The following is a 22,641-nucleotide window of genomic DNA, read 5'->3' on the forward strand; positions in this document are numbered from 1 at the left end:
GCCGGTCCCCCCGCCGCGTGTCCACCCGACCCACCGACAGGATTGATCCGATGAAGCTCGAACTGCGGGGCATCACCAAGCGCTTCGGCGCCCTGGTCGCCAACGACCACATCGACCTCGTGGTCCAGCCGGGGGAGATCCACTGCCTCCTCGGCGAGAACGGCGCAGGCAAGTCCACGCTGATGAACGTCCTCTACGGCCTGTACCAGGCGGAGGAGGGCGAGATCCTCCTCGACGACCGGGTGGCGCGCTTCGCCGGACCCGGCGACGCCATGGCCGCCGGCATCGGCATGGTGCACCAGCACTTCATGCTCATCCCCGTCTTCACCGTCGCGGAGAACGTCATGCTCGGCCACGAGGAGACGAAGCTCGGCGGCCGGCTCGACCTGGCCGGAGCCCGCGCGAAGGTGCGCGAGATCTCCGCCCGCTTCGGCTTCGACGTCGACCCGGACGCGCTCGTCGCCGACCTGCCCGTCGGCGTGCAGCAGCGCGTCGAGATCATCAAGGCCCTGTCGCGCGACGCCGAGGTTCTCGTGTTCGACGAGCCGACGGCCGTGCTCACGCCGCAGGAGACCGACGAGCTCATGGTCATCATGAAGCAGCTCCGGGACGCCGGCACCGGCATCGTCTTCATCACCCACAAGCTGCGCGAGGTGCGCGAGGTCGCGGACCGCATCACGGTGATCCGGCTCGGCAAGGTGGTCGGCGAGGCCGAGCCCACCGCGAGCAACGCGGAGCTCGCGTCCCTCATGGTCGGGCGCAGCGTGTCGCTCACCGTGCAGAAGGAGCCGGCGACGCCCGGCGACGCCGCGCTCGTGGTGCGCGACCTCACGGTGATCGACGCGTCCGGCCAGGTGGTCGTCGACGGCGTGAGCTTCGAGGTGCACGCGGGGGAGATCCTCGCCATCGCGGGCGTGCAGGGCAACGGCCAGACCGAGCTCACCGAGGCGATCCTCGGGCTGCAGCCGCGCGTGTCCGGCACCATCGACCTCGACGGGACGCGACTCACCGGCCGCTCCGTCCGCCGCGTGCTCGACGCGGGCGTCGGCTTCGTGCCCGAGGACCGCAACGAGGACGGGCTCGTGCCGGAGTTCACCATCGCCGAGAACCTCATGCTCGACCGCTCCGACAGCCCGCCGTTCGTCGTCGCCGGATCCCTGAAGCTCGGCTACCTCGACGAGTTCGCGCGCGACCGCGTGCGCGAGTTCGACATCCGCACCCAGGGCATCGACACGCACGTCGGCCGGCTCTCCGGCGGCAACGCGCAGAAGGTCGTGCTCGCCCGCGAGCTCAGCCGGGACCTCCGCCTGTTCGTCGCGGCGCAGCCCACGCGCGGACTCGACGTCGGATCCATCGAGTTCGTGCACACGCGCGTCGTCGAGACGCGCGACCGCGGCCTGCCCGTCATCGTCGTCTCCACGGAGCTCGACGAGGTGGCGGCGCTGGCCGACCGCATCGCCGTGATGTACCGCGGCGGCATCGTCGGCATCGTCCCGGGCGACACCCCGCGCGACGTGCTCGGCCTGATGATGGCCGGCGAGGTCCCCGCATCCGTCCCCACCCCCACGACCGCCGGAGGGCGCACCGCATGACCGACGACACCACTCGTCCCGAGGGCCAGGGCCCCGACGACCCGTCCGCGGGGCAGCTGCCCGCCTCCGGTCGCGAGGCCGGGTCCGTGGGCGACCCCACGCGCTCCGAGGCGCCCGCGGGCGTCCCCGCCGTGGCGAGCGCCGACGGCGACGGGGGATCCCGCGCCGGACAGGTCCTCCGCGAGATCGCGTCGGGCAGCGCGCTGCTGTCGGTGCTCGCGGTCGTGCTGTCGCTCGTCGTGGGCGCGCTGCTCATCGCCGTCACCGACGAGGAGACGCAGAAGGCGGCCGGGTACTTCTTCAGCCGCCCGCTCGACACGCTGCGCGCCGGCTGGGATGCCGCGTCCGGCGCCTACTCGGCGCTCTTCCAGGGGTCGATCTACAACTTCCGCCGCCCGGGCTTCGCGAACGGCATCAAGCCGCTCACGGAGACGCTGACCTTCGCGACCCCGCTGATCGCGGCCGGCCTCGGCGTCGCGCTCGCGTTCCGCGTGGGCCTGTTCAACATCGGCGCGCGCGGCCAGATGCTCATCGCCGCCGCGTGCGCGGGCTGGGTCGGCTTCAGCTTCGACCTGCCGCCCGTGATCCACCTGGTGCTCGCGGTCGGCGCGGGCATCGTCGGCGGCGCGGCATGGGGCGGCATCGTCGGCCTCCTCAAGGCGCGCACCGGCGCGCACGAGGTGATCGTCACGATCATGCTCAACTACGTCGCGTTCTACCTCCTCTCCTACCTGCTCCGCACGCCCGGCCTCCTCCAGGCGCCCGGGTCGAACAACCCGAAGACCCCGGGGATGAAGGACAGCGCGATCTTCCCGGCGCTGCTCGGCGACGGGTACTCGCTGCACGCGGGCTTCCTCGTGGTCGTCGTCGCGACGGTCATCGTCTGGTACCTGCTGAACCGCTCCGGCCTCGGCTTCCGCTTCCGCGCGGTGGGCGAGAACCCGAGCGCCGCGCGGGTGGCCGGCATCGACGTCAAGAACTCCTACCTCTACGCCATGCTCATCTCCGGCGGGCTCGCGGGCCTCGCGGGGGCGAGCCAGGTGCTCGGCACGGTCACCACGGGCTTCAGCTCGGGGATCGACGCGGGCATCGGCTTCGACGCCATCACGGTGGCGCTGCTGGGCCGCAGCCGGCCGTGGGGCGTCTTCGTCGCGGGGATCCTGTTCGGCGCCTTCAAGGCCGGCGGCTTCTCGATGCAGGCGGCCGAGGGCGTGCCCATCGACATCGTCGTGGTCGTCCAGTCGCTCATCGTCCTGTTCATCGCGGCACCCCCGCTCGTGCGCGCGGTGTTCCGCCTGCCCGCGCCGGGCCAGGCGCGTCGCACCACCCGCACCCGGAAGGCGGCGCTCAGCTCATGACCGCGACCACGCCCACCGCCGCGCCGTCCCCGGCGCCGCACGACCCCGCGGCCGTCGCCCTCGAGCGCGCCGTCGCGACGAGCTGGAAGGCGCCCGTCGCGTTCGGGATCTTCACGGTCATCTCGCTCGTCCTGTTCGTCCTGTTCCGCCGCGAGGGATCGAGCACGTTCGGCCTCTCCACCGGCACGGACCTCATCCAGCTCGCGCCGGTCGTGCTGCCGACGGCCGCCACCGGCATCGTCGTCACCGTGCTGCTCGCCGCGCTCACCGTCGTGTCCGCCCTGCTGGTGCGGCGGTCGGCGAAGGTGCCGCTGTGGTTCACCGCCGTGTTCGCGATCCTGTTCCTGGTGGCGTTCCTCACCTGGGCGTCCGCGGGCCAGACGATCCCGGTGCCCGGCCTCCTGGTGGGCACGGTCGCCCTGTCGGTGCCGCTCATCTTCGGCGCGCTCGGCGGCGTGCTCTCGGAGCGCGTCGGCGTCGTCAACGTCGCGATCGAGGGCCAGCTGCTCGCGGGCGCGTTCGTGTCCGCCGTCGTGGCCTCCATCACGGGCCAGCCGCTCATCGGCCTCGCGTCCGCGATGGTCGCCGGCATGCTCGTGTCGTTCGTGCTCGCGGCGTTCGCCATCAAGTACCTGGTCGACCAGGTCATCGTCGGCGTCGTCCTCAACGTCCTGGTGACGGGCCTCACGAGCTTCCTGTTCTCGCAGGTGCTGTCGGCCGATCCGGGGACGCTCAACTCGCCCCCGCGCTTCGACCGCATCGACATCCCTGTCCTCGGCCAGATCCCGATCATCGGGCCGGTCCTGTTCCGGCAGACGATCATCGTCTACCTCATGTACGTCGCCGTGTTCCTCGTCTGGTACTGCCTCTTCCACACGCGCTGGGGCCTGCGCCTCCGCGCGGTGGGCGAGCACCCGCAGGCCGCCGACACCGTGGGCATCAAGGTCTCCGCGACGCGGTTCTGGAACGTCTCCCTCGCGGGCGCGATAGCGGGCCTGGGCGGCGCGTTCTTCACGCTCGGCTCCGTCGGCGCCTTCAACAAGGAGATGACGGCGGGCGCCGGGTTCATCGCCCTGGCCGCCGTGATCTTCGGCCGGTGGGATCCGCTGCGCGCCACCCTCGCGGCCCTCCTGTTCGGCTTCGCGAGCAACCTGCAGAACGTCCTCGGCGTCATCGGCTCGCCCGTGCCGAGCGAGTTCATGCTGATGCTCCCGTACGTCGTGACCATCGCCGCGGTCGCGGGCCTCGTGGGGCAGGTGCGCGGACCTGCCGCCGCCGGCAAGCCCTACGTGAAGTCGTGAGCGCGGTGGAGCCCGTCGAGTCGGTCGGCATCGACTGGGGATCCCTCCGCGAGGCGGCGCACGAGGCCATGGGCCGCGCGTACGTGCCGTACTCGCGCTTCCCCGTCGGCGTCGCGGCCATCGCCACCGACGGCCGCGTCATCACCGGCTGCAACGTGGAGAACGCCAGCTACGGGCTCACCCTGTGCGCCGAGTGCGCGCTCGTGTCGGTCCTGCACCTGACGGGCGGCGGCCAGCTCGTCGCCTTCACGTGCGTGGACGGCGACGGCAACATCCTCATGCCGTGCGGGCGCTGCCGGCAGCTGCTGTTCGAGCACGCGGTGCCGGGGATGCTGCTGGAGACCGTGTCGGGGATCCGCACGATCGACGAGGTGCTGCCCGACGCGTTCGGCCCGAGCACGCTGAACGCGTACGGGGACCGCGCGTGAGCGCCGCGTTCGACGTCGTCGACCTCATCCGCACCAAGCGCGACGGCGGCCGGCTCTCGACCGCCGAGATCGACTGGCTCGTCGCCGCGTACACCGACCGCTACGTCGCGGACGAGCAGATGGCCGCGCTCGCGATGGCGATCCTCCTGCGCGGCATGGACCGCGCCGAGATCCGCGACCTCACGCTCGCGATGATCGCGAGCGGCGAGACGCTCGACTTCTCGCAGCTCGGCAAGCCCACGGTCGACAAGCACTCCACGGGCGGCGTGGGCGACAAGATCACCCTCCCGCTCATGCCGCTGGTCGCCTCCTACGGCGTCGCCGTGCCGCAGCTCTCGGGCCGCGGCCTCGGCCACACCGGCGGCACGCTCGACAAGCTCGAGTCGATCCCCGGCTGGCGCGCCGACCTCTCCACGGAGGAGATGGTGCAGCAGATGCGCGACCACGGCGGCGTGATCTGCGCGGCCGGCAGCGGCCTCGCCCCGGCCGACAAGCGCCTCTACGCGCTGCGCGACACCACGGGCACGGTCGAGGCGATCCCGCTCATCGCCTCCAGCATCATGAGCAAGAAGATCGCGGAGGGCACGGGCGCGCTCGTGCTCGACGTGAAGTTCGGATCCGGCGCCTTCATGACCGACATCGACCGGTCGCGCGAGCTCGCCCGCACGATGGTCGAGCTCGGCACCGACGCCGGGGTGCGCACCACCGCGCTCCTCACCGACATGGACGTGCCCCTCGGCCTCGCCATCGGCAACGCCAACGAGGTGCGCGAATCCGTCGAGGTGCTCGCGGGCGGCGGTCCCGCCGACGTCGTCGAGCTCACGCTCGCGCTCGCCCGGGAGATGCTGGCGGCTGTCGGCATCCCCGACGCCGACGTCGACGTCGCCCTCCGCGACGGCCGGGCCATGGACTCGTGGCGCGCCACCGTGCGCGCGCAGGGCGGGGATCCGGACGCCGCGATGCCCGTCGCCCGCGAGACCCACGTGGTCACCGCGGAACGCGACGGCGTCCTCGTGCAGCAGGACGCCCTCCCGTTCGGCATCGCCGCCTGGCGCCTCGGCGCCGGCCGCGCGCGCCAGGGGGACGCCGTGCAGCACGCCGCGGGCGTCGACCTGCACGCGAAGCCGGGCGACCGTGTCCGTCGCGGCGACCCGCTCTTCACGCTCTCGACCGACGAGCCGGAGCGGTTCGCCCGGGCGCTGGAGTCGCTCGAGGGCGCGTACCGCGTCGGCGATGCGGACGAGCACGTCGCGCGCGGCCCGCTCGTGCGGGAGCGCATCACCGCCGAGGGCTGATCCGCGGGCCGGCCGTCGTCGTCCCGTGACGGCGGCCGTGCCGTGCCGCGCCGTGCCGTGCGGCGCCTCAGCCGATGCGCTCGAGGGCGTCGACCACGACATCCCAGAACCCGGCGTGGTCGAGGTCGACGGCGACCTGCGTCGTGCAGCCGGCGGGCGCGGGTCGGCGCAGGTCCGCGACGGTCATCCCGGTCGTGTGCGTGCCCGCCAGCTCCACGGAGATCGGCGCGCGCCGCACCGACACGAGGCGCGGGTCGATCACGCGCGCCACGGCGCACGGGTCGTGCACGGGCGGGCTCGGGAAGTCCTGCCGGTCGTGGTACGCCCGGCCGTAGTGCTCCATCGAGTCGACGACGAACCGGGCGGCTGGCGTGCCGAGGGCGGCGATGCGCGCCATGACCTCGGGGGTCGCGGTCGCCTGGTACGTGAGGTCGAGGCCCACCATGGTCACGGGCCACGCCTCGCCGAACACGATGTGCGCGGCCTCGGGGTCCACCGCGATGTTGAACTCGGCCACGGCCGTGCGGTTGCCGTGGTGGTAGCCGCCGCCCATGAGCACGACCTCCTTCACGCGCTCGACGATGCGCGGCTCGCGGCGCACGGCGAGGGCGATGTTCGTGAGCGCGCCGAGCGGCACCAGGGTGATCTCGCCGGGCGCGTGGGACATGACCGTCTCGATGATGAGGTCCACCGCGTGCCGGGCATCGAGCGCGACGGTGGGCTCCGGCAGCTCGGGCCCGTCGAGCCCGGACTCGCCGTGGATCTCCGGGGCCGTCATCACGGGACGCACGAGCGGGCGCGCGCAGCCCGCGGCGACGGGCACGCCCTGGATCCCGGCGACGGTCGCGACCGCGAGCGCGTTCCGCGTCACCTTGTCGAGCGTCTGGTTGCCGGCGACGGTCGTGATGCCGACCAGCTCCACCTCGGGGCTGCCGTGCGCGAGCATCAGGGCGAGGGCGTCGTCGTGCCCCGGGTCGCAGTCGATCAGGATCTTGGTGGGCATGGGTCCTCCGGCTCGGGTCGCGGCCCGCCGACGCATCGCGCACCGATCGTTCGTGTGCCTGTTACTCCGGCGCGGGCCGCGTCGAGGCTAGTAGATTCGTCCCATGACGATCGCTCCCGAGGACTCCACGCTGCCCGGAGGAGGGTCGTTCCGCGACCTCCCCAAGGTCTCCCTGCACGACCACCTCGACGGCGGCCTCCGTCCCGGCACGATCGTCGAGATCGCCGACGAGATCGGCCTCGAGCTGCCCGCCCAGGGTGCCGAGGCGCTCGGCGAGTGGTTCCGCACCAGCGCCGACTCGGGGTCGCTCGTCGAGTACCTGAAGACCTTCGACGTCACCATCGCCGTCATGCAGACCGAGGAGCACCTGGCGCGCGTCGCCCGCGAGTTCGTCGAGGACCTCGCGGAGGACGGCGTCGTCTACGGCGAGATCCGCTGGGCGCCGGAGCAGCACCTCGCGAACGGGCTGACGCTCGACGCGGCCGTCGAGGCGGTGCAGTCCGGCATCGAGGAGGCCGTGCGCGGCGTCGAGGAGGCGGGCGGATCCATCCGCGTCGGCCAGCTCGTCAGCGCCATGCGCCACCTCGACCGGGGCACCGAGATCGCGGAGCTCGCCATCCGCCACCGCGACCGCGGCGTCGTCGGCTTCGACATCGCCGGGCCCGAGGCGGGCTTCCCCCCGTCCCGCATGCAGGGCGCGTTCGACCTGCTGGCGCGCGAGTGGATGCCCCGCACGGTGCACGCGGGCGAGGCCGACGGCCTCGAGTCCATCCGCGGCGCGCTCCTCGACGGCCGCGCCCTCCGGCTCGGCCACGGCGTGCGCATCGCCGAGGACATCGAGATCGACAGCGAGGAGGGCGAGGACGTCTTCGTCACCCTCGGCACGCTCGCGCAGTGGATCAAGGACCGCGGGATCCCGCTCGAGCTCAGCCCGTCGTCGAACCTGCAGACCGGCGCCATCGAGGCCTGGGGCGACGCGATGGTCGACCACCCCTTCGACCTGCTCTACCAGCTGGGCTTCGCCGTGACGGTCAACACGGACAACCGCCTGATGAGCGGCACCAGCATCAGCCGGGAGCTGTCTCTCCTCACGGACGCGTTCGCCTACGACCTCGACGACCACGAGGCCTTCCAGCTGAACGCGGCCGCCGCGGCGTTCCTGCCGCTGGAGGAGCGCGAGGCGCTCGCCGACATCATCTCCGACGGGTTCGCCCGCCTGTAGCGCGGGGCCCACGGCCTCCCGTCCCGCTCGACCCGTCCGCCCGCCCCGACAGAGAGGCCGCACCCCGTGCTCCCACCGCTCCCGGACGACGCCGTCACCCTCGGCGCCGAGGCCGCCGACTGGCGCGCCGCCGTGCGCCTCGTGGGCGACGCGCTCGTCCGCTCGGGGGCGGCCACGCCGGAGTACGGGGACGCCATGATCCGCGTGGTCGAGGAGTTCGGCGCCTACGTCGTCATCGCCCCGGGTCTCGCGCTCGCGCACGCGCGGCCGGGCCCGGAGACGCTCGCGGACGGCCTGGCGGTCGTCACCCTCACGGAGCCGGTGGCCTTCGGGCACGCGCACAACGACCCCGTGGACGTCATCGTGGGGCTCGCGGTCACGACGGTGGACCGGCACGTCTCCTCGGTGGCCGACATGGCCAACATCTTCAACGACGCCATCGCCATCCCGCGGCTGCGCGCCGCCACCACCGTCGACGAGGTCCGGCGCATCATGGCCGGCGAGGAGAGCGCATGAAGGTCGTCGCGATCTGCGGCGTGGGGATCGGCACGTCCGGCATCCTCAAGGTCAATGCCGAGCGGGCGCTCGCGCGCCTCGGCATCGAGGCGGACGTCACGGCGGCCGACCTCGCGAGCGTCGCGTCCCTCGGCGAGGACGCGCAGGTGATCCTCACGTCGCCGGAGCTCGTGGACCGCATCGGGCCCACGTACGCCGACGTGGTCGTGATCGAGAACTACTTCGACCTCGAGGAGATCTCGGCGAAGCTCGACGCCGCGCTCGGCTGACCCTCCGACGCGTCCGCGCCGCGTGCCGAGGCCCCGTCGGGGTGATCCGCGTCCGCGCCGCCAGCACGTGGGCGCGGGCCGCCGCGCAGCACCACCGCGACGGCCGCGACGAGGGCCGCGATCGCCACCGCGGCGGTCGCCGTCGCGATCCCGGGGGAGGGCGCGGTGATCGGCTCGCCGCCCAGCGCCTGCACGGTGACGATCGCGATCACGGCCAGGTAGGCCGCCGCCGCGATCGCCGTCAGGCGCACGCGCACCCGGTCGGGCGCGAGCGCGGGGATCCGTCGTGCGGCCGCGCCGAGCACGAGGGCGACGATCGGCAGCAGCTGCAGCGCGTGCATGCCGACGAAGTGCGGGATCCGCAGGTCGCCCGCCGTCGTGCTCCAGCCGAGGACGGGCAGCCCGGGGCCGCCGTCGGTCGCCCCGACCGTGTGCGCGCCCGCGATGCCGTGGAAGTCGGCGAGCTGGGCGGCGGTCGGCGACGTCATGAGGTAGGCGAGGCCGATGCCGACGAGCGCGATGAGGGCGCCCGCGCGGATCCCGAGCGTCAGCGCCGGGTCGGGCAGCCGCAGCCGCAGCACGGCGAGGCTGGTGCCGAACGCGCAGAGGTAGAGCACGGTGACCGACGCGGCCATGACGGCCCACAGCGTCGTCGCCAGCGGCGTGGCGACGTTGAAGTGGCTCGTCGTGCCCGCCGCGGCCGCGCCCACGATCACGGCCTGCTCGACCACGAGCGCGACGGCCACGACCGTGCCTAGCAGGTGCGCGCCGCGCCGGAAGCTGGGCAGGTGCTCGATGAGCCAGGCCCAGGAGACGGCGTAGACGAGGATCGACAGCGAGAACTTGGCGGGCTTGTCCCAGACGGGCGCGCCCGTCACGATGCGGTGGTCGACCAGGCCGCCGACGAGGCAGGCCACGGCGACCACGGCCATGAGCGCGGACACCGCCATGAGCGGGCGGTGCCAGGCGACGGCGCGGCGGATCACGCGCCGCCGCCCGTCGTCGCCTGCGCGGGCATGGACGCCGTCGCCTGCGCGATGCGGCGGAGGCCGGCCGCGAGCTGGTCGCCCAGCACGGTGCCCACGACCATCAGCTCGGCCATCGCCGTGCGGTCGGGGCGGCCCCGGACGGCGGCGAGGTCGGCGTCGGCCTGGATCGCCGCGGCCTCGGCGTAGCGCGCGAGGTAGTCCTCGGCCACAGGATGGCCGGAGCGCGCGAAGGCCGCGACGGCGCGCGCCGCCTGCGCGCGTCCGGTGTGCCCCTCGAGCACGCACCAGCCGGCGGCGGCGGAGGCCGCGTCGACGCGGGCGAGCGCGTCCGCAGGCGGCGGATCCGCGTTCGGGGGTCCCGGCGTCAGCGCCTGCTGCGCCACGGCGAAGACGCGCTGCACCTGCCGTGCCTCGACGTCGTCGTCGAGCACCGCGAGGACCTCGCGGGCCCGCGCGACGGGGAGCTGGCCGACGTCGATGAGGGCGCGGATCAGCCGGACGCGGCGCGCGTGCTCCTCGTCGTAGTCGGTGCGGTTGTCGCTCACGCGGGTGCCCGCGGGGAGCAGGCCCTCGCGCACGTAGTACTTGACGGTGGCGGGGGCCACGCCCGTGGCGTCGGCCAGCTCCGTGATGCGCATGCGGCGAGGCTAGCGCACTGATAGCGCCACTACCAGTGCACCGTGCGACGGATCCGCGGGCCAGCGCGGGCCCGCGGATCCGGGCGGTCAGACCTCGAGCAGCAGCGGCACGGCCTGCGCGAGGTCGGCGACGATGGCGCGCGCGGCGTCGCGGCGCTCGGCCACCGTGCCCTCCGTGCTCTGCGCGTCGAGGTAGACCTTGATCTTCGGCTCCGTGCCGCTCGGCCGCACGATGAGCCGCGCGCCGTCGCCCAGGTGGAACCGGAGCACGTCGCTCGGCGGCAGGTCGGCCGTGCCCTCGGCGAGGTCGTCCATGCGCTCGACGCGACGGGAGCCGATCGAGGCCGGCGGCGACTGCCGGAGCTTCGCCATGATGCGCGGGATGACCGCGAGGTCGGTGACGCGCACCGAGATCTGGTCGCTCGCGAAGGAGCCGAAGCGCTCGGCGAACTCGCGGTCGTAGTCGTCGATGGTCTGCCCGCGCGACTTCAGCAGCATCACGCCGTGGAGCACGGCGACGGCGGCGGAGATGCCGTCCTTGTCGCTCGTGATCCAGGGCGCGACCAGGTAGCCGAGCGCCTCCTCGTAGCCGTAGATCAGATCCGGCACGCGGCTGATCCACTTGAAGCCCGTGAGCGTCTCGCGGTAGCCGAAGCCCAGCTCACGCGCGACGACCTCGAGCGCGGGGGAGGAGACGAGGGACGAGGCGAACGTGCCCGTGTTCCCGTCCGCGGCGTGGCGCTCGGCGATCCCGAGGCCGAGCAGCATGCCGACCTCGTTGCCCGAGAGGCGCCGCCATGCGCCGTGCTCGTCCGCGATGGCGACCGCGAGGCGGTCGGCATCCGGGTCGTTGGCGATGATGAGCTCGGCGTGGGCGCGCACGGCCGCCTCGAACGCGAGGTCGAGCGCGCCCGGCTCCTCGGGGTTCGGGAAGTCGACCGTGGGGAAGTCCGGGTCGGGGTCCGCCTGCGCGGCCACGACGACGGGGGCGTCGACGCCCACCGCGTCGAAGACGCGCGCCGCGGTCTCCCACCCGACGCCGTGCAGCGGCGTGTAGACCCAGGTCAGGGGTGCGAGCGGAGCCGTGAACAGGGCGGCCGTCTCCCGCACGTAGGAGTCGATCAGCGTCTCCGGCGCGATCGCGAAGTCGTCCGCCGTCGGCAGCTGCTGCACCGTGCGATCGCCCGCCGCCTTGTGGATGAAGGCCGCGATGTCGCGGTCGGCCGGGCTGACGATCTGCGCGCCGTGGTCCTCGTCGCCGAGGTAGACCTTGTAGCCGTTGTCCCGCGCCGGGTTGTGCGACGCCGTGACCATCACCCCCGCGCTCACCGCGAGGTGCTTGACCGCGTACGCGAGGACGGGCGTGGGGAGGGCCCGGGGGAGCAGCACGGTGCGGACGCCGGCGCCCGCCATGATGCGCGCGGTGTCCTCCGCGAAGACCTTCGAGTTGTGGCGCCCGTCGTACCCGACGACGATGCTCGGACGGGGGCTGCGGCTGCGCAGGTAGTCGGCGAAGCCGGCGGCGGCCTGCGCGACGAGCACGCGGTTCATCCGGTTGGGCCCCGCGCCGAGCTCGCCGCGGAGCCCGGCCGTTCCGAACTGGAGGCGCGTCTGGAAGCGGTCGCGGATCCCGGCGGCCGCCTGCTCCCGGTCCGCCGCCGAGGCGCCCGGAGCCGTGCCGTCGACGAGGGCGAGCAGCTCGTCGACCTCGGCGCGCGTGATCGGATCCGGGTCCTGCGCCTGCCAGGCGCGCGCGGCGGCTGCGAGGGCAGCGGTCTCCTCCCGGGTCACAGGGCGCCCACGATGCGGGCGAGCATGCCGCCGATGCGACCCTCGGCGGCGCGGCCGGCCTCGATGACCTCCTCGTGGCTGAGCGGGGTCTTCTGGATCCCCGCGGCGAGGTTGGTGATGAGCGACATGCCGAGCACCTCCATGCCGGCCTCGCGCGCGGCGATGGCCTCGAGGGCGGTGGACATGCCGACGATGTGGCCGCCGATCGCCTTCGCCATCTGCACCTCGGCCGGGGTCTCGTAGTGCGGTCCGCGGAACTGGCAGTAGACACCCTCGTCGAGGTCGGGCTCGACCTCGTGCGCGATCGCCCGGAGACGGGCGGAGTAGAGGTCGGTGAGGTCGATGAAGGTCGCGCCCTCGAGCGGCGAGTCGGCGGTGAGGTTGATGTGGTCGCTGATGAGTACGGGCGTGCCGGGCGTCCAGTGCTCCGTGATGCCGCCGGCGCCGTTCGTCAGGATCATCGTCGTGGCGCCGGTCGCGGCGGCGGTGCGGACGCTGTGCACGACCCGGCGGACCCCGTGGCCCTCGTAGTAGTGCGTGCGCGCGCCGATGACGAGGGCGCGGCGGCCGGACGGCAGCAGCACGCTGCGGAGCGAGCCGACGTGCCCCTCGAGCGCGGGCTTCGAGAAGCCGACGACCTCGGTGGCCGGGATGGTGGCGGTGGTCTCGCCGATGAGGTCCGCCGCCTTCCCCCATCCGCTGCCGAGCGTGAGGGCGATGTCGTGGCGCTCGACGCCCGTGAGCTCGGCGATCTGCCGGGCCGCCTGCCGCGCGATCTCCTGGGGGTCGGCGTCGGGCGACTCGAGGGGGTTGCTGTACGTCATGCCCCGATCCTAAATGCGCGGGCGCGGGCGGCCCCGGCCGCCACGACGGCCGGGTTCGCGTGGGCCCCGGGCCTGCGGGATGATGTGCGCATGGGATACGAGTTCGAGGCCAACCAGCGGATCGCCGTGCTCGGCGGGGGCCCCGGCGGCTACGAGGCCGCCATCGCCGGAGCGCAGCTCGGTGCGGAGGTGACGCTGGTGGAGCGCGTGGGCGTCGGCGGCTCGGCCGTGATGACCGACGTCGTCCCCTCGAAGACCCTCATCGCCACCGCCGAGGCCACGAACGCGCTGGGCGAGGCCGCCGACCTCGGCGTCCAGTTCTTCTCCCGCGGCGAGCAGAACCGCCGGCCCGTGCGCCCCGAGGTGGCCGTCAACCTGCAGGCCGTCAACGACCGCCTGCTGCGGCTCGCGCGCCAGCAGTCCGAGGACATGAAGTCGAGCCTCATCCGCGCGGGCGTCCGCATCGTGCAGGGCGAGGGCCGGCTCGACGGGCCCAACCGCCTCATCGTCTCCACCGGCCGTGGCGGCGGCGGCACCGACTTCGACGAGATCGACGCGGACACCATGGTCGTCTCCACGGGCGCGAGCCCGCGCATCCTCGACACCGCCCGGCCCGACGGCGAGCGGATCCTCACCTGGACGCAGCTCTACACGATGGACTCGGTCCCCGAGCACCTCATCGTCGTGGGATCCGGCGTCACGGGCGCCGAGTTCGCCTCCGCCTACACGGCGCTCGGCGCCAAGGTCACGCTCATCTCCTCCCGCGACCAGGTGCTCCCGGGCGAGGACGCCGACGCCGCCCGCGTCATCGAGGACGTCTTCACCCGCAACGGCATGACGGTGCTCTCGAAGTCCCGCGCCGAGTCCGTCGTCCGCAAGGGCGACGGCGTGGTCGCGACGCTCAGCGACGGCCGCGTCGTCGAGGGCAGCCACTGCCTCATGGCGGTCGGATCCGTGCCGAACACCTCCGGGATCGGCCTCGAGGAGGCGGGCGTGCAGATGAGCGACAGCGGCCACATCCGCGTCAACCGCGTCGCGCGCACGTCGGTGCCGAGCGTGTACGCGGCCGGCGACTGCACCACGTTCCTGCCGCTCGCCTCGGTCGCGTCCATGCAGGGCCGCACCGCCGTGTACCACGCGATGGGCGACGCGGTCAGTCCCACCGAGCTGCGCAACGTGACCTCCAACATCTTCACGCAGCCCGAGATCGCCACGGTCGGCTGGTCGCAGAAGCAGATCGAGGAGGGGCTCGCGCAGGGCGACATCTACAAGCTCCCGCTCGCCTCGAACCCCCGCGCGAAGATGCAGAACGTCAAGGACGGCTTCGTGAAGCTGTTCGCGCGCACGGGCTCGGGCACCGTCATCGGCGGCGTCATCGTCGCGCCCAAGGCGAGCGAGCTGATCTTCCCGCTCGCGCTCGCCGTCGAGCACCGGCTCACGGTGGACGACGTCGCCCGCGCCTTCACGGTCTACCCGTCGCTGTCGGGCAGCATCTCCGACGCGGCGCGCGCGATGCACATCGTCCTCTGACGCACCCGCCCCGCACGCGACGACGGCCGGCCCCGCGGGGACCGGCCGTCATCGCGTGGTGCGCGGGGTCAGACGATGTCGAGCAGGCGGTGCCCCGACGGGACGGTCTGCCCGACCTCGGCGGAGATCCCCGAGACCGTGCCCGAGGTGTGCGCGGTGAGCGGCTGCTCCATCTTCATCGCCTCGAGGACGACGAGGAGGTCGCCCTTGACGACCTGCTGGCCCTCCTCGACCGCGAGTTTGACGACGGTGGCCTGCATGGGCGACGTGACGGATCCGCCGCCCGAGGTGTCGACGGACCCGGACTTCGTGCGCCGGGCCGGTGCCGCGGCCGCGCGACGCGACGAGGACGCGCCCGCGGCGGGCGCGAGGTCCTCCGGGAGGCTGACCTCGATGCGCTTGCCGCCGACCTCGACCACGACCGTGTGGCGGGCGGGCGCCTCGGCGGCGTCCTCGAGGGCACCGGACCAGGGCTCGATGGTGTTGTCGAACTCGGTCTCGATCCAGCGCGTGTAGACGGAGAAGGGCGCGCCGTCGGCCGGGGCGAACGCGGCGTCGCGCACGATCGCGCGGTGGAAGGGGAGGACGGTCGGCAGGCCCTGCACCTCGAACTCGTCGAGCGCGCGACGCGAGCGCTCGAGGGCGTCCTCGCGGCTGGATCCCGTGACGATGAGCTTGGCGAGCAGCGAGTCGAACGCGCCGGAGACGACGTCGCCCGCGCGGACGCCGGAGTCGACGCGGACGCCGGGGCCGCCGGGCGCCTGGAACACGTGCACCGGGCCGGGCGCGGGGAAGAAGCCGCGGCCCGGGTCCTCGCCATTGATCCGGAACTCGAACGAGTGGCCGCGCGGCGCCGGGTCGTCGTAGTCGATGAGGCCGCCCGCGGCGATGCGGAACTGCTCGCGCACGAGGTCGATGCCCGTGACCTCCTCGGAGACCGGGTGCTCGACCTGGAGGCGCGTGTTGACCTCGAGGAAGGAGATGGTGCCGTCCTGCGCGACGAGGAACTCGCACGTGCCGGCGCCGACGTAGCCGACCTCGCGCAGGATCGCCTTGGAGGCGGCGTAGAGCTGCGCGTTCTGCTCGTCGGTGAGGAACGGCGCGGGCGCCTCCTCCACGAGCTTCTGGTGGCGACGCTGCAGCGAGCAGTCGCGGGTGGAGATCACGACGACGGTGCCGGCCGAGTCGGCCAGGCACTGGGTCTCGACGTGGCGCGGCCGGTCGAGGTACTTCTCGACGAAGCACTCGCCGCGGCCGAACGCCGCGACGGCCTCGCGCGTGGCGGACTCGAACAGCTCCGGCACCTCCTCGCGCGTGCGGGCGACCTTGAGCCCGCGGCCGCCGCCGCCGAAGGCCGCCTTGATGGCGACGGGGAGGCCGTGCACGTCGACGAAGTCGAGCACCTCGTCCGCGCCGGAGACGGGGTTGAGCGTGCCGGGGGCCAGCGGCGCGCCCACGCGCTCGGCGACGTGGCGGGCCGTGGTCTTGTCGCCGAGCTGCTGGATGGCGCTCGGCGACGGGCCGATCCAGACGAGGCCGGCGTCGATGACCTGCTGGGCGAAGTCGGCGTTCTCGGCGAGGAAGCCGTAGCCCGGGTGCACGGCGTCGGCGCCGGACCGGCGGGCGATGGAGAGGAGCTTCGCGATGACGAGGTAGGTGTCCGCGCTCGTCTGGCCGTCGAGGGCGTACGCCTCGTCGGCGAGCGTGACGTGCAGCGCGTCGCGGTCCTGGTCCGCGTAGACGGCGACCGACCCGATCCCCGCATCCCTCGCCGCCCGGATGATGCGGACGGCGATCTCGCCCCGGTTGGCGATGAGGACCTTGTTCACACGCGTCATGAGACCCCAGCCTAGGGTCTGGGATGCGCCCGGCTTCGGAGGGTCCGCACAAACATGCGGGGCCGTCGGGTACGCGCGCCCACAACCGGCCGCTCCCGGCGTGCCCCTGGCATGATCGACGCATGACCGCACCCGGCACCGGCGACGACGACGCGCGAGCCGCCGCAGAGGACCTCCAGGAGCTGCTGGCGGCCACGGTCGCCGAGCTGCAGGCGCGCCGCGCGCCCGACGAGGCCCTCGCGGAGGTGCGCACCAAGCGCTCGTTCGGGCCGATCAAGCGGCAGCCGGCCATGGTGCCGGTCGGCCGGGCCTGGCGCCTCGGCGTGCTGCTCCTCTCGGCCGACGGATCCCTCCGTCGCACCGGCAGCATCACGCGCGCCGTGGAGCCCACGCGCTCCCAGGGCCTCGACTCGGGCGTCGAGGCGCGCAAGGAGGCGAGGCGCCAGGCGGTCCGGGCCTTCGCGGAGGGCGACGCGGTCGACTACGACTGGGAGCCGATCGCCCTCGACGCGGGGTCGCTGGCCGCGGGATCCGGTCCGCTGTCCCTGCGCGGCCGTGAGCTCCGCGTGCAGTGGGGGCCGGCCGCGCACGAGACGCGCGCGCTCGACGCCTACCTCGCCGACCGCATCGAGGTCCTCGGGATGGGCTGACGCCCGCCGGCGCCGTGACCGTCAGACGAGCCGGGCCTCCACGGCGCCCTGCCGGTTCCAGAGGTCCGTCCACTCCGTGCCGAGCTCGCGGACGAGCGTCCGCAGGGTGGGCAGCGACAGGCCGACGACCGTGCTCGGGTCGCCCTGGATCCGCTCGATGAACGCGGCGCCCAGGCTGTCGATGGTGAACGACCCCGCGACCAGCAGCGGCTCGCCCGTCGCCACGTAGGCGTCGATCTCGGCGTCGGTGATGTCGGCGCGGAAGCGCACGTCCGCGACGGCCGCGCGCCCGATGCCGCGGACGATGCGGCCGTCGGCCACCTCGATCAGCCAGTGCCCGGAGTGCAGCCGCCCCTCACGGCCGCGCTGCGCCCGCCAGCGCTCCGTGGCGCGCGCGACCGTGTGGGGCTTGCCGTGCACGACGCCGTCGATCTCGAAGGCCGAGTCGCCGCCGAGCACGAGGCCCGTGATCGGCGCGCCGGCGACGAGCTGCCCGACGACCGCCTCGGCCTTGGCGCGCGCGAGCAGCTGCACCATGTCCTCGGGGCCGAGCGGCTCCCGACCCGCCTCGGCGGCCGCGACCGCGGCGGGCTCGTCGACGTGGGAGGGCAGCACGACGGGCTCGATGCCGGCGGAGCGCAGCAGGGCCAGGCGGGCGGGGGAGGTGGAGGCGAGGTGGAGGCGCGTGGTCACGCCGACATGGTGGCACGCGGGTCGGGGCGTCCGCGCGTCCCGAGGACGTCCGCGCGTGTGTCAGGGTTGCCGCATGGGTGAGCAGGTGGGCCGCGAGGTCGAGGTGGACGTGACCAACATGGCGCACGGAGGGGTCTCCGTCGCGCGGCACGACGGGCGGGTGATCTTCGTCTCGGACGCGATCCCCGGCGAGCGGGTGCGCGCGCGCATCACCGAGGACTCGAAGAAGTCGTTCTGGCGGGCCGACACGGTCGAGGTGCTCGACGCGTCGCCGCACCGCCGCCCCCACGTCTGGGCCGAGGCCTCCGTCGACCGTGCCCCCGAGGACCGCGTCGGCGGCGCCGAGCTCGGCCACATCGACCTCCCCCACCAGCGTGAGCTCAAGCGGCAGGTCGTCGTCGACTCGCTGTCCCGCATGGCGCACGTCGACCACGACGTGCAGGTGCAGGCGCTCCCCGGCGACGACGAGTCCGACGGCCTCGGCTGGCGCACGCGCGTGAGCCTGCACGTCGGCGACGACGGCGAGGTCGGTCCGTACGCGTCGCGCTCGCACCGCGTGATCCCCGTCGCGTCGCTTCCCCTCGCCACCGCCGGCGTCAACGGCGCCGCGCCCTTCGGCCAGCGCTTCCCGGGCGTCGAGGGGATCGACCTCGTCGCCCCCGCCGACGGGCACGTGCGCATGCTGCTCATCGACGGCAAGCCGCAACGCCGGGACACCATCACCGAGCGCGTCCGCGACCGCGAGTTCAAGCTGGAGGCCGGCGGCTTCTGGCAGGTCCACCGCCGCGCGGCCGAGACGCTCTACGACGCCGTGCAGTCCTCCATCGACGAGGCCCTCTTCGACCCGCGCGCCGCCAACCTCGACCTCTACGGGGGAGTCGGCCTGCTGGCCGCCGCCGTGGGCGACCGCTTCGGCGACACGACGCGGATCACGAGCGTGGAGAGCGACGAGGTCGCCACCGAGTTCGCCGGCGACAACCTGGCGGAGTGGGTGGGCGCCGCGTCCCTCACGTCGCGCGTCGACCGCTACCTGCAGAAGCTGGCGCGGGAGGCGAGCCCCGCCGAGCGCCGCCGCCTCGAGGGCGCTACCGTCGTGCTCGACCCGCCGCGGGCGGGCGCGAAGAAGCCCGTCGTCGACGCGCTCGCGGAGCTGCACCCGGCGCAGATCGTGTACGTGGCGTGCGACCCCGTCGCGCTCGCCCGCGACGTTGCTCTGTTCGCCGAGCGCGGCTACGCGCTCCGGTCGGTGCGGTCGTTCGACCTCTTCCCGCACACCCACCACGTCGAGAGCGTGGCCGTGCTGGTGCCCGCCGCCTCCTGACCGGGGCATCCGCCGCCGAGGGCACGCGGCGGCCGGGCGATACAGTGGGCGAGGCGACCGTCGGAGCTCGACGGCGCCACGCGACGAGGGGGATCCGGATGACCGAGACAACGCAGGGATCCGATCGGGTGGCCGAGAGCCGCCCTCCCGTCCGCGTCGCCGTCGTCGACGACCACGAGTCGGTGCGCCTCGGCCTCAAGGCCGCATGCCTCGACGCCGGATACGAGTTCATCCTCGCCGCCGCCAACGCCCGCGAGCTCGTCGAGGGCCTGGTGGGCCGGGAGTGCGACGTGGTCGTGCTCGACCTCTCGCTGGGGGACGGGTCCTCCGTCACCGACAACGTCAAGGCCGCGCAGGGCACGGGGGCGGCTGTCCTCGTGCACAGCATCGCCGACCGCGTCGCGAGCGTCCGCGAGGCGCTCGCCGCGGGCGCAGCTGGCGTGATCCCGAAGTCGTCGGCCACGCAGACCGTGATGGCGGCCGTCGCCACCGTCGCCCGCGGCGACGTGCTCAACAACCTCGAGTGGGCCACCGCGATCGACGCCGACCGCGACTTCGCGAAGGCCCAGCTCGGCCGGCGCGAGCGCGACGTGCTGCACCTGTACGCCTCCGGCCTGCCGCTCAAGCTCGTCGCGCAGCAGCTCGGCATCGCGAACAGCACGGCGCGCGAGTACCTCGACCGGATCCGCGTGAAGTACGTCGAGGTCGGCCGTCCCGCTCCCACCAAGGTCGACCTGCTCCGGCGTGCCGTGGAGGACGGCATCCTCCCGGGGCTGGACCAGGACGGCGGCGATGGCCGCTAGGCCTCCGGCCAGCGCGCCGCCCCCCGCGGCTCCCGCGACGCGCGCCCTCGCCGGCGCCCCGCCGCGCACCCCCGACAACCCCATCAGCCTCGCCCGCATCGAGACGATCCTCGGCCGTGGCGCCAGCGCGTTCGGCCTCCTCTTCGCCCTGCAGTCGCTGCAGGTCATCAACGGCCAGCTGGACGCCATGCGCCCGGCCTGGAGCATCGCCTTCCTCGTGGTGTTCTTCGGCAGCCTCGTCTGGACCTGCGTCGCCGGCGTGATCCGTCGCGGCGTCGTGCCCGCGCACGCGACCGTCGCCCTGGTCTTCGTCCTCGCGCTCGCGACGTGGCCGTTCGCGATCGTCCCGGAGACCCTCTCGACCGTCCCGCAGCCGTTCCTCTACCAGGAGCTCACGGTCGCGACGACGTGCGCGGCGATGGCCTTCCGCCTCTGGATCGCCGTCATCTACACCGTCGCGGTGCCGCTCGGGCTCGGCTTCCTCGAGGTGGCGCTCCGCCACGGCGTCATCACCCCGCTCGACTCGTTCCTGCAGGTCCTCTACTCGATCATCCTCGGCGGCTCGGTCCTCATGATCGTCACGGTGCTCCGGCAGGCGGCCCTCGGCGTCGACTGGGCCCAGGGGACGGCGCTCACACGCTACTCGCACGCGGTGCGGCAGCACGCCACGGAGGTGGAGCGCGTGCAGGTCGACGCGATCGTGCACGACAGCGTCCTCACCACGCTGCTCTCGGCGGCGCGCACCGCGGATCCGGCGGCCCGCACGCTCGCCGCCACGATGGCCGCGAACGCGATGGGGCACCTGGCCGCGGCGGAGCAGGGCACGGACGACGACGCCTCGGTGCCCCTCCGCGCCGTCGCGAAGCGCATCGTCGACGCGGCCTCCGCGCTCTCCGCGCCGTTCGTCCTCGAGACGCGCGACCTCGGCGCGCGCACGGTCCCGGTGGCAACCGCCGAGGCCATCTACTCCGCCGCCGTGCAGGCGATGATGAACAGCCTCCAGCACGCCGGCACGTCGGCCGAGACCATCACCCGGATGCTCGTCATCTCCGGCCACGGCGACGAGGGCGTGGCGATCGACGTGGTCGACGACGGCGTCGGCTTCGACCAGCGCCGCATCCCGACGGAGCGCCTCGGGCTCCGTGTGTCCATCAAGGAGCGCGTGGCGCAGGCCGGCGGGCTCGTCACCATCGACTCGGCGCCGGGGGAGGGCACGGCCGTGCGGATCCGCTGGCCCGCTCCGGGCGACGCCGCCGCCCCCGAGGTCCCTCTCCTCCCCGACGACCTCGATGCGCCGCCGCAGGACCGCCCGGACCGCGAGAGGGGCCACCGGTGATCGTCGTCCCGCGCTCGATCGTGCTCGGCCTCGCCGCCCTCTTCTCGGCGTACCACGTGGTCCTCGCGCTCGTCGCGATCGGCGCCCCCGCGGATCCGGCCGTCACGCTCGTCGCGGTCGCGCTGTACCTCGTGGCCACGCTCATGAGCCTCTGGCCCACGAGCCCCACGGTCATGCCCGTCTGGCTCGCCTCGTTCAACCTGGCCGTCGCGACCGTCGTACCCGTCCTCGTGACCAGCCAGCTCACGCCCGGGCCCCTCGCGCCGTTCACCACGTGGCACGTCGCCGCGGTCGGCACGCTGATGACCATCACGTCCGCGCGCCGCCGCCAGGGCTTCGCCTGGGCGGGCATCGTCATCCTGGCGGTGCAGACCGTGCTCTGGGGCGGACCGGCCGGGCTCGTCGCCTACGGCGTCACGGGCAGCGCGCTCTGGGTCGCCGTCTCGCACGTGCTCGCGCACGCGCTCGCCAAGGCCGCCCGCGACGCCCGGCAGTTCCACCGCGCCGAGCGCGAGGCGGCGGACTGGCAGGCCGCGCAGGAGGCGCACCTCTACGAGCGGCAGTTCCGGCTCCGCCAGACGAGCCGCATGGCGGTGCCGATGCTGCGCCGCATCGTGGAGACCGGCGGCGACCTCTCCCCGGAGGAGCGGCAGGAGTGCCTGTACCTCGAGGGCGCGATCCGCGACGAGATCCGCGGGCGCACCCTCCTCAACGACGCGGTCCGCGAGCAGGTCATGCTCGCCCGGCGTCGCGGCACGGTCGTCACGCTCCTCGACGAGGGCGGCATCGACGACCTCGACGACGCCACGCGCGACGCCGTGCTCGACCGGCTGGCCGAGGCCGTGCGGGACACGCGGGCGGACAAGATCATCGCGCGGACGGTGCCCGAGGGATCCGACACGGCGATCACCGTCGTCGGCCTCAGCGTGGCCGGGGACGGCAGCGCGAGCCTGCTGGGCAGCGACGACCTGGACGACGAGGTCGACCTGTGGCTGGAGATCCCGCGACCGCGCAGCTGAGCTGCTGCGCCGCGACGGTCCGCGCGACGGCTCGGTGGTGCTGAGAGGCGCGAGGGCCGGTGCCTGCACCGTCCGCCCTCGCGCCTCTCCGGTCATCCCGATGACCCGAGCATCGAGATGATCCGCCCCCCGGCGTCGTCTGCTCACCACAGATGGACGACGCCGTGTTGACTGACCCGCGATGCGGGCCCCCCAGCACGACGAGTCTCACGCAGCGGGAGGGAG

General features: G+C 73.7%; 21 protein-coding genes. 14 read left to right on the top strand and 7 right to left on the bottom strand.

Translation table 11 applies throughout. The features are described from left to right. Nucleotides 1-50: 50 nt before the first annotated feature. From ITJ40_RS04785 to ITJ40_RS04805, 5 genes are read left to right on the top strand one after another with little or no spacing between them, the layout of a single operon-like run. Complete coding sequence (locus ITJ40_RS04785) at nucleotides 51-1,592, top strand: ABC transporter ATP-binding protein (RefSeq protein WP_194665984.1); 1,542 nt, start codon at nucleotides 51-53, stop codon at nucleotides 1,590-1,592. Then, nucleotides 1,589-2,950 carry an ABC transporter permease gene (locus ITJ40_RS04790; protein WP_194665985.1) on the top strand — a complete coding sequence of 454 codons (1,362 nt, stop codon included), beginning with the start codon at nucleotides 1,589-1,591 and terminating at the stop codon, nucleotides 2,948-2,950. Before ITJ40_RS04785 ends, ITJ40_RS04790 begins: the two co-directional genes overlap by 4 nt. Then, entirely contained in the window at nucleotides 2,947-4,251 is a 1,305-nt protein-coding gene (locus ITJ40_RS04795) for an ABC transporter permease (RefSeq protein ID WP_194665986.1), read from the top strand. Before ITJ40_RS04790 ends, ITJ40_RS04795 begins: the two co-directional genes overlap by 4 nt. Next, nucleotides 4,248-4,679, top strand: a complete 432-nt coding sequence (locus ITJ40_RS04800; RefSeq protein ID WP_194665987.1) for a cytidine deaminase — start codon at nucleotides 4,248-4,250, stop codon at nucleotides 4,677-4,679. Before ITJ40_RS04795 ends, ITJ40_RS04800 begins: the two co-directional genes overlap by 4 nt. Further along, a complete protein-coding gene (locus ITJ40_RS04805) occupies nucleotides 4,676-5,974 on the top strand; it encodes a thymidine phosphorylase (RefSeq protein WP_194665988.1) in 1,299 nt (432 codons plus the stop codon). Before ITJ40_RS04800 ends, ITJ40_RS04805 begins: the two co-directional genes overlap by 4 nt. A 67-nt stretch (nucleotides 5,975-6,041) precedes the next feature. Here ITJ40_RS04805 and ITJ40_RS04810 read toward each other — a convergent pair whose 3' ends face one another. Beyond that, entirely contained in the window at nucleotides 6,042-6,977 is a 936-nt protein-coding gene (locus ITJ40_RS04810) for a nucleoside hydrolase (protein ID WP_194665989.1), read from the bottom strand. 103 nt (nucleotides 6,978-7,080) lie between these two features. Between ITJ40_RS04810 and ITJ40_RS04815 the strand changes: the two genes are divergently transcribed. The 3 genes from ITJ40_RS04815 to ITJ40_RS04825 all read left to right on the top strand — a co-directional run bounded on the left by ITJ40_RS04815 (nucleotide 7,081) and on the right by ITJ40_RS04825 (nucleotide 8,984). Further along, nucleotides 7,081-8,199: an adenosine deaminase gene (locus ITJ40_RS04815; protein WP_194665990.1), complete on the top strand. Its 1,119-nt coding sequence runs from the start codon at nucleotides 7,081-7,083 to the stop codon at nucleotides 8,197-8,199. A gap of 66 nt (nucleotides 8,200-8,265) precedes the next feature. After that, a complete protein-coding gene (locus tag ITJ40_RS04820) occupies nucleotides 8,266-8,715 on the top strand; it encodes a PTS sugar transporter subunit IIA (RefSeq protein WP_194665991.1) in 450 nt (149 codons plus the stop codon). Beyond that, nucleotides 8,712-8,984 (top strand): PTS sugar transporter subunit IIB, encoded by a 273-nt coding sequence (locus ITJ40_RS04825; protein ID WP_015489688.1) that lies wholly within the window; start codon nucleotides 8,712-8,714, stop codon nucleotides 8,982-8,984. Before ITJ40_RS04820 ends, ITJ40_RS04825 begins: the two co-directional genes overlap by 4 nt. On the opposite strand, the gene ITJ40_RS04830 is transcribed toward ITJ40_RS04825, so the two are convergent. From ITJ40_RS04830 to ITJ40_RS04845, 4 genes are all read right to left on the bottom strand, one after another. After that, on the bottom strand, nucleotides 8,933-9,970 hold the full coding sequence (locus ITJ40_RS04830) for a hypothetical protein (RefSeq protein WP_194665992.1): 1,038 nt from the start codon (nucleotides 9,968-9,970) through the stop codon (nucleotides 8,933-8,935). The genes ITJ40_RS04825 and ITJ40_RS04830 overlap by 52 nt on opposite strands. Beyond that, nucleotides 9,967-10,611: a MerR family transcriptional regulator gene (locus ITJ40_RS04835; RefSeq protein ID WP_194665993.1), complete on the bottom strand. Its 645-nt coding sequence runs from the start codon at nucleotides 10,609-10,611 to the stop codon at nucleotides 9,967-9,969. Before ITJ40_RS04835 ends, ITJ40_RS04830 begins: the two co-directional genes overlap by 4 nt. Before the next feature lie 87 nt (nucleotides 10,612-10,698). Beyond that, nucleotides 10,699-12,402, bottom strand: a complete 1,704-nt coding sequence (locus tag ITJ40_RS04840; protein ID WP_194665994.1) for a phospho-sugar mutase — start codon at nucleotides 12,400-12,402, stop codon at nucleotides 10,699-10,701. Beyond that, nucleotides 12,399-13,226 carry a purine-nucleoside phosphorylase gene (locus ITJ40_RS04845; protein ID WP_194665995.1) on the bottom strand — a complete coding sequence of 276 codons (828 nt, stop codon included), beginning with the start codon at nucleotides 13,224-13,226 and terminating at the stop codon, nucleotides 12,399-12,401. The genes ITJ40_RS04840 and ITJ40_RS04845 overlap by 4 nt, the downstream gene beginning before the upstream one ends. A gap of 90 nt (nucleotides 13,227-13,316) precedes the next feature. On the opposite strand from ITJ40_RS04845, the gene ITJ40_RS04850 reads away from it, so the two are divergent. Continuing rightward, entirely contained in the window at nucleotides 13,317-14,756 is a 1,440-nt protein-coding gene (locus tag ITJ40_RS04850) for an NAD(P)H-quinone dehydrogenase (protein WP_194665996.1), read from the top strand. A 68-nt stretch (nucleotides 14,757-14,824) separates the two neighbouring features. Here the strand turns inward: ITJ40_RS04850 and ITJ40_RS04855 are convergent, their stop codons facing one another. After that, nucleotides 14,825-16,594: a biotin carboxylase N-terminal domain-containing protein gene (locus tag ITJ40_RS04855; RefSeq protein WP_194665997.1), complete on the bottom strand. Its 1,770-nt coding sequence runs from the start codon at nucleotides 16,592-16,594 to the stop codon at nucleotides 14,825-14,827. Between the two features lie 122 nt (nucleotides 16,595-16,716). On the opposite strand from ITJ40_RS04855, the gene ITJ40_RS04860 reads away from it, so the two are divergent. Further along, complete coding sequence (locus ITJ40_RS04860) at nucleotides 16,717-17,244, top strand: hypothetical protein (protein WP_194665998.1); 528 nt, start codon at nucleotides 16,717-16,719, stop codon at nucleotides 17,242-17,244. Between the two features lie 21 nt (nucleotides 17,245-17,265). On the opposite strand, the gene ITJ40_RS04865 is transcribed toward ITJ40_RS04860, so the two are convergent. Further along, nucleotides 17,266-17,937, bottom strand: coding sequence for a Maf family protein (locus tag ITJ40_RS04865; protein ID WP_194665999.1), 672 nt, complete (start codon nucleotides 17,935-17,937; stop codon nucleotides 17,266-17,268). 73 nt (nucleotides 17,938-18,010) lie between these two features. On the opposite strand from ITJ40_RS04865, the gene ITJ40_RS04870 reads away from it, so the two are divergent. The 4 genes from ITJ40_RS04870 to ITJ40_RS04885 all read left to right on the top strand — a co-directional run bounded on the left by ITJ40_RS04870 (nucleotide 18,011) and on the right by ITJ40_RS04885 (nucleotide 22,416). Then, entirely contained in the window at nucleotides 18,011-19,258 is a 1,248-nt protein-coding gene (locus ITJ40_RS04870) for a class I SAM-dependent RNA methyltransferase (RefSeq protein WP_194666000.1), read from the top strand. 98 nt (nucleotides 19,259-19,356) lie between these two features. Then, the gene (locus ITJ40_RS04875; protein WP_194666001.1) at nucleotides 19,357-20,061 is read left to right on the top strand and encodes a response regulator transcription factor; all 705 of its coding nucleotides are present in this window, start codon (nucleotides 19,357-19,359) and stop codon (nucleotides 20,059-20,061) included. After that, entirely contained in the window at nucleotides 20,051-21,397 is a 1,347-nt protein-coding gene (locus ITJ40_RS04880; protein ID WP_194666002.1) for a sensor histidine kinase, read from the top strand. The genes ITJ40_RS04875 and ITJ40_RS04880 overlap by 11 nt, the downstream gene beginning before the upstream one ends. Then, nucleotides 21,394-22,416: a hypothetical protein gene (locus ITJ40_RS04885; protein WP_194666003.1), complete on the top strand. Its 1,023-nt coding sequence runs from the start codon at nucleotides 21,394-21,396 to the stop codon at nucleotides 22,414-22,416. The genes ITJ40_RS04880 and ITJ40_RS04885 overlap by 4 nt, the downstream gene beginning before the upstream one ends. Nucleotides 22,417-22,641: the final 225 nt, after the last annotated feature.

This window comes from Clavibacter sp. VKM Ac-2872 (assembly GCF_015351105.1).
Lineage (GTDB): Bacteria > Actinomycetota > Actinomycetes > Actinomycetales > Microbacteriaceae > Clavibacter.

Coding starts and splice junctions, on each gene's coding strand:
- ITJ40_RS04845 (WP_194665995.1), bottom strand. CDS start 13,226: ATGACGTACAGCAACCCCCTCGAGTCGCCCGACGCCGACCCCCAGGAG.
- ITJ40_RS04875 (WP_194666001.1), top strand. CDS start 19,357: ATGACCGAGACAACGCAGGGATCCGATCGGGTGGCCGAGAGCCGCCCT.
- ITJ40_RS04815 (WP_194665990.1), top strand. CDS start 7,081: ATGACGATCGCTCCCGAGGACTCCACGCTGCCCGGAGGAGGGTCGTTC.
- ITJ40_RS04790 (WP_194665985.1), top strand. CDS start 1,589: ATGACCGACGACACCACTCGTCCCGAGGGCCAGGGCCCCGACGACCCG.
- ITJ40_RS04810 (WP_194665989.1), bottom strand. CDS start 6,977: ATGCCCACCAAGATCCTGATCGACTGCGACCCGGGGCACGACGACGCC.
- ITJ40_RS04870 (WP_194666000.1), top strand. CDS start 18,011: ATGGGTGAGCAGGTGGGCCGCGAGGTCGAGGTGGACGTGACCAACATG.
- ITJ40_RS04785 (WP_194665984.1), top strand. CDS start 51: ATGAAGCTCGAACTGCGGGGCATCACCAAGCGCTTCGGCGCCCTGGTC.
- ITJ40_RS04855 (WP_194665997.1), bottom strand. CDS start 16,594: ATGACGCGTGTGAACAAGGTCCTCATCGCCAACCGGGGCGAGATCGCC.
- ITJ40_RS04795 (WP_194665986.1), top strand. CDS start 2,947: ATGACCGCGACCACGCCCACCGCCGCGCCGTCCCCGGCGCCGCACGAC.
- ITJ40_RS04880 (WP_194666002.1), top strand. CDS start 20,051: ATGGCCGCTAGGCCTCCGGCCAGCGCGCCGCCCCCCGCGGCTCCCGCG.
- ITJ40_RS04850 (WP_194665996.1), top strand. CDS start 13,317: ATGGGATACGAGTTCGAGGCCAACCAGCGGATCGCCGTGCTCGGCGGG.
- ITJ40_RS04860 (WP_194665998.1), top strand. CDS start 16,717: ATGACCGCACCCGGCACCGGCGACGACGACGCGCGAGCCGCCGCAGAG.
- ITJ40_RS04835 (WP_194665993.1), bottom strand. CDS start 10,611: ATGCGCATCACGGAGCTGGCCGACGCCACGGGCGTGGCCCCCGCCACC.
- ITJ40_RS04825 (WP_015489688.1), top strand. CDS start 8,712: ATGAAGGTCGTCGCGATCTGCGGCGTGGGGATCGGCACGTCCGGCATC.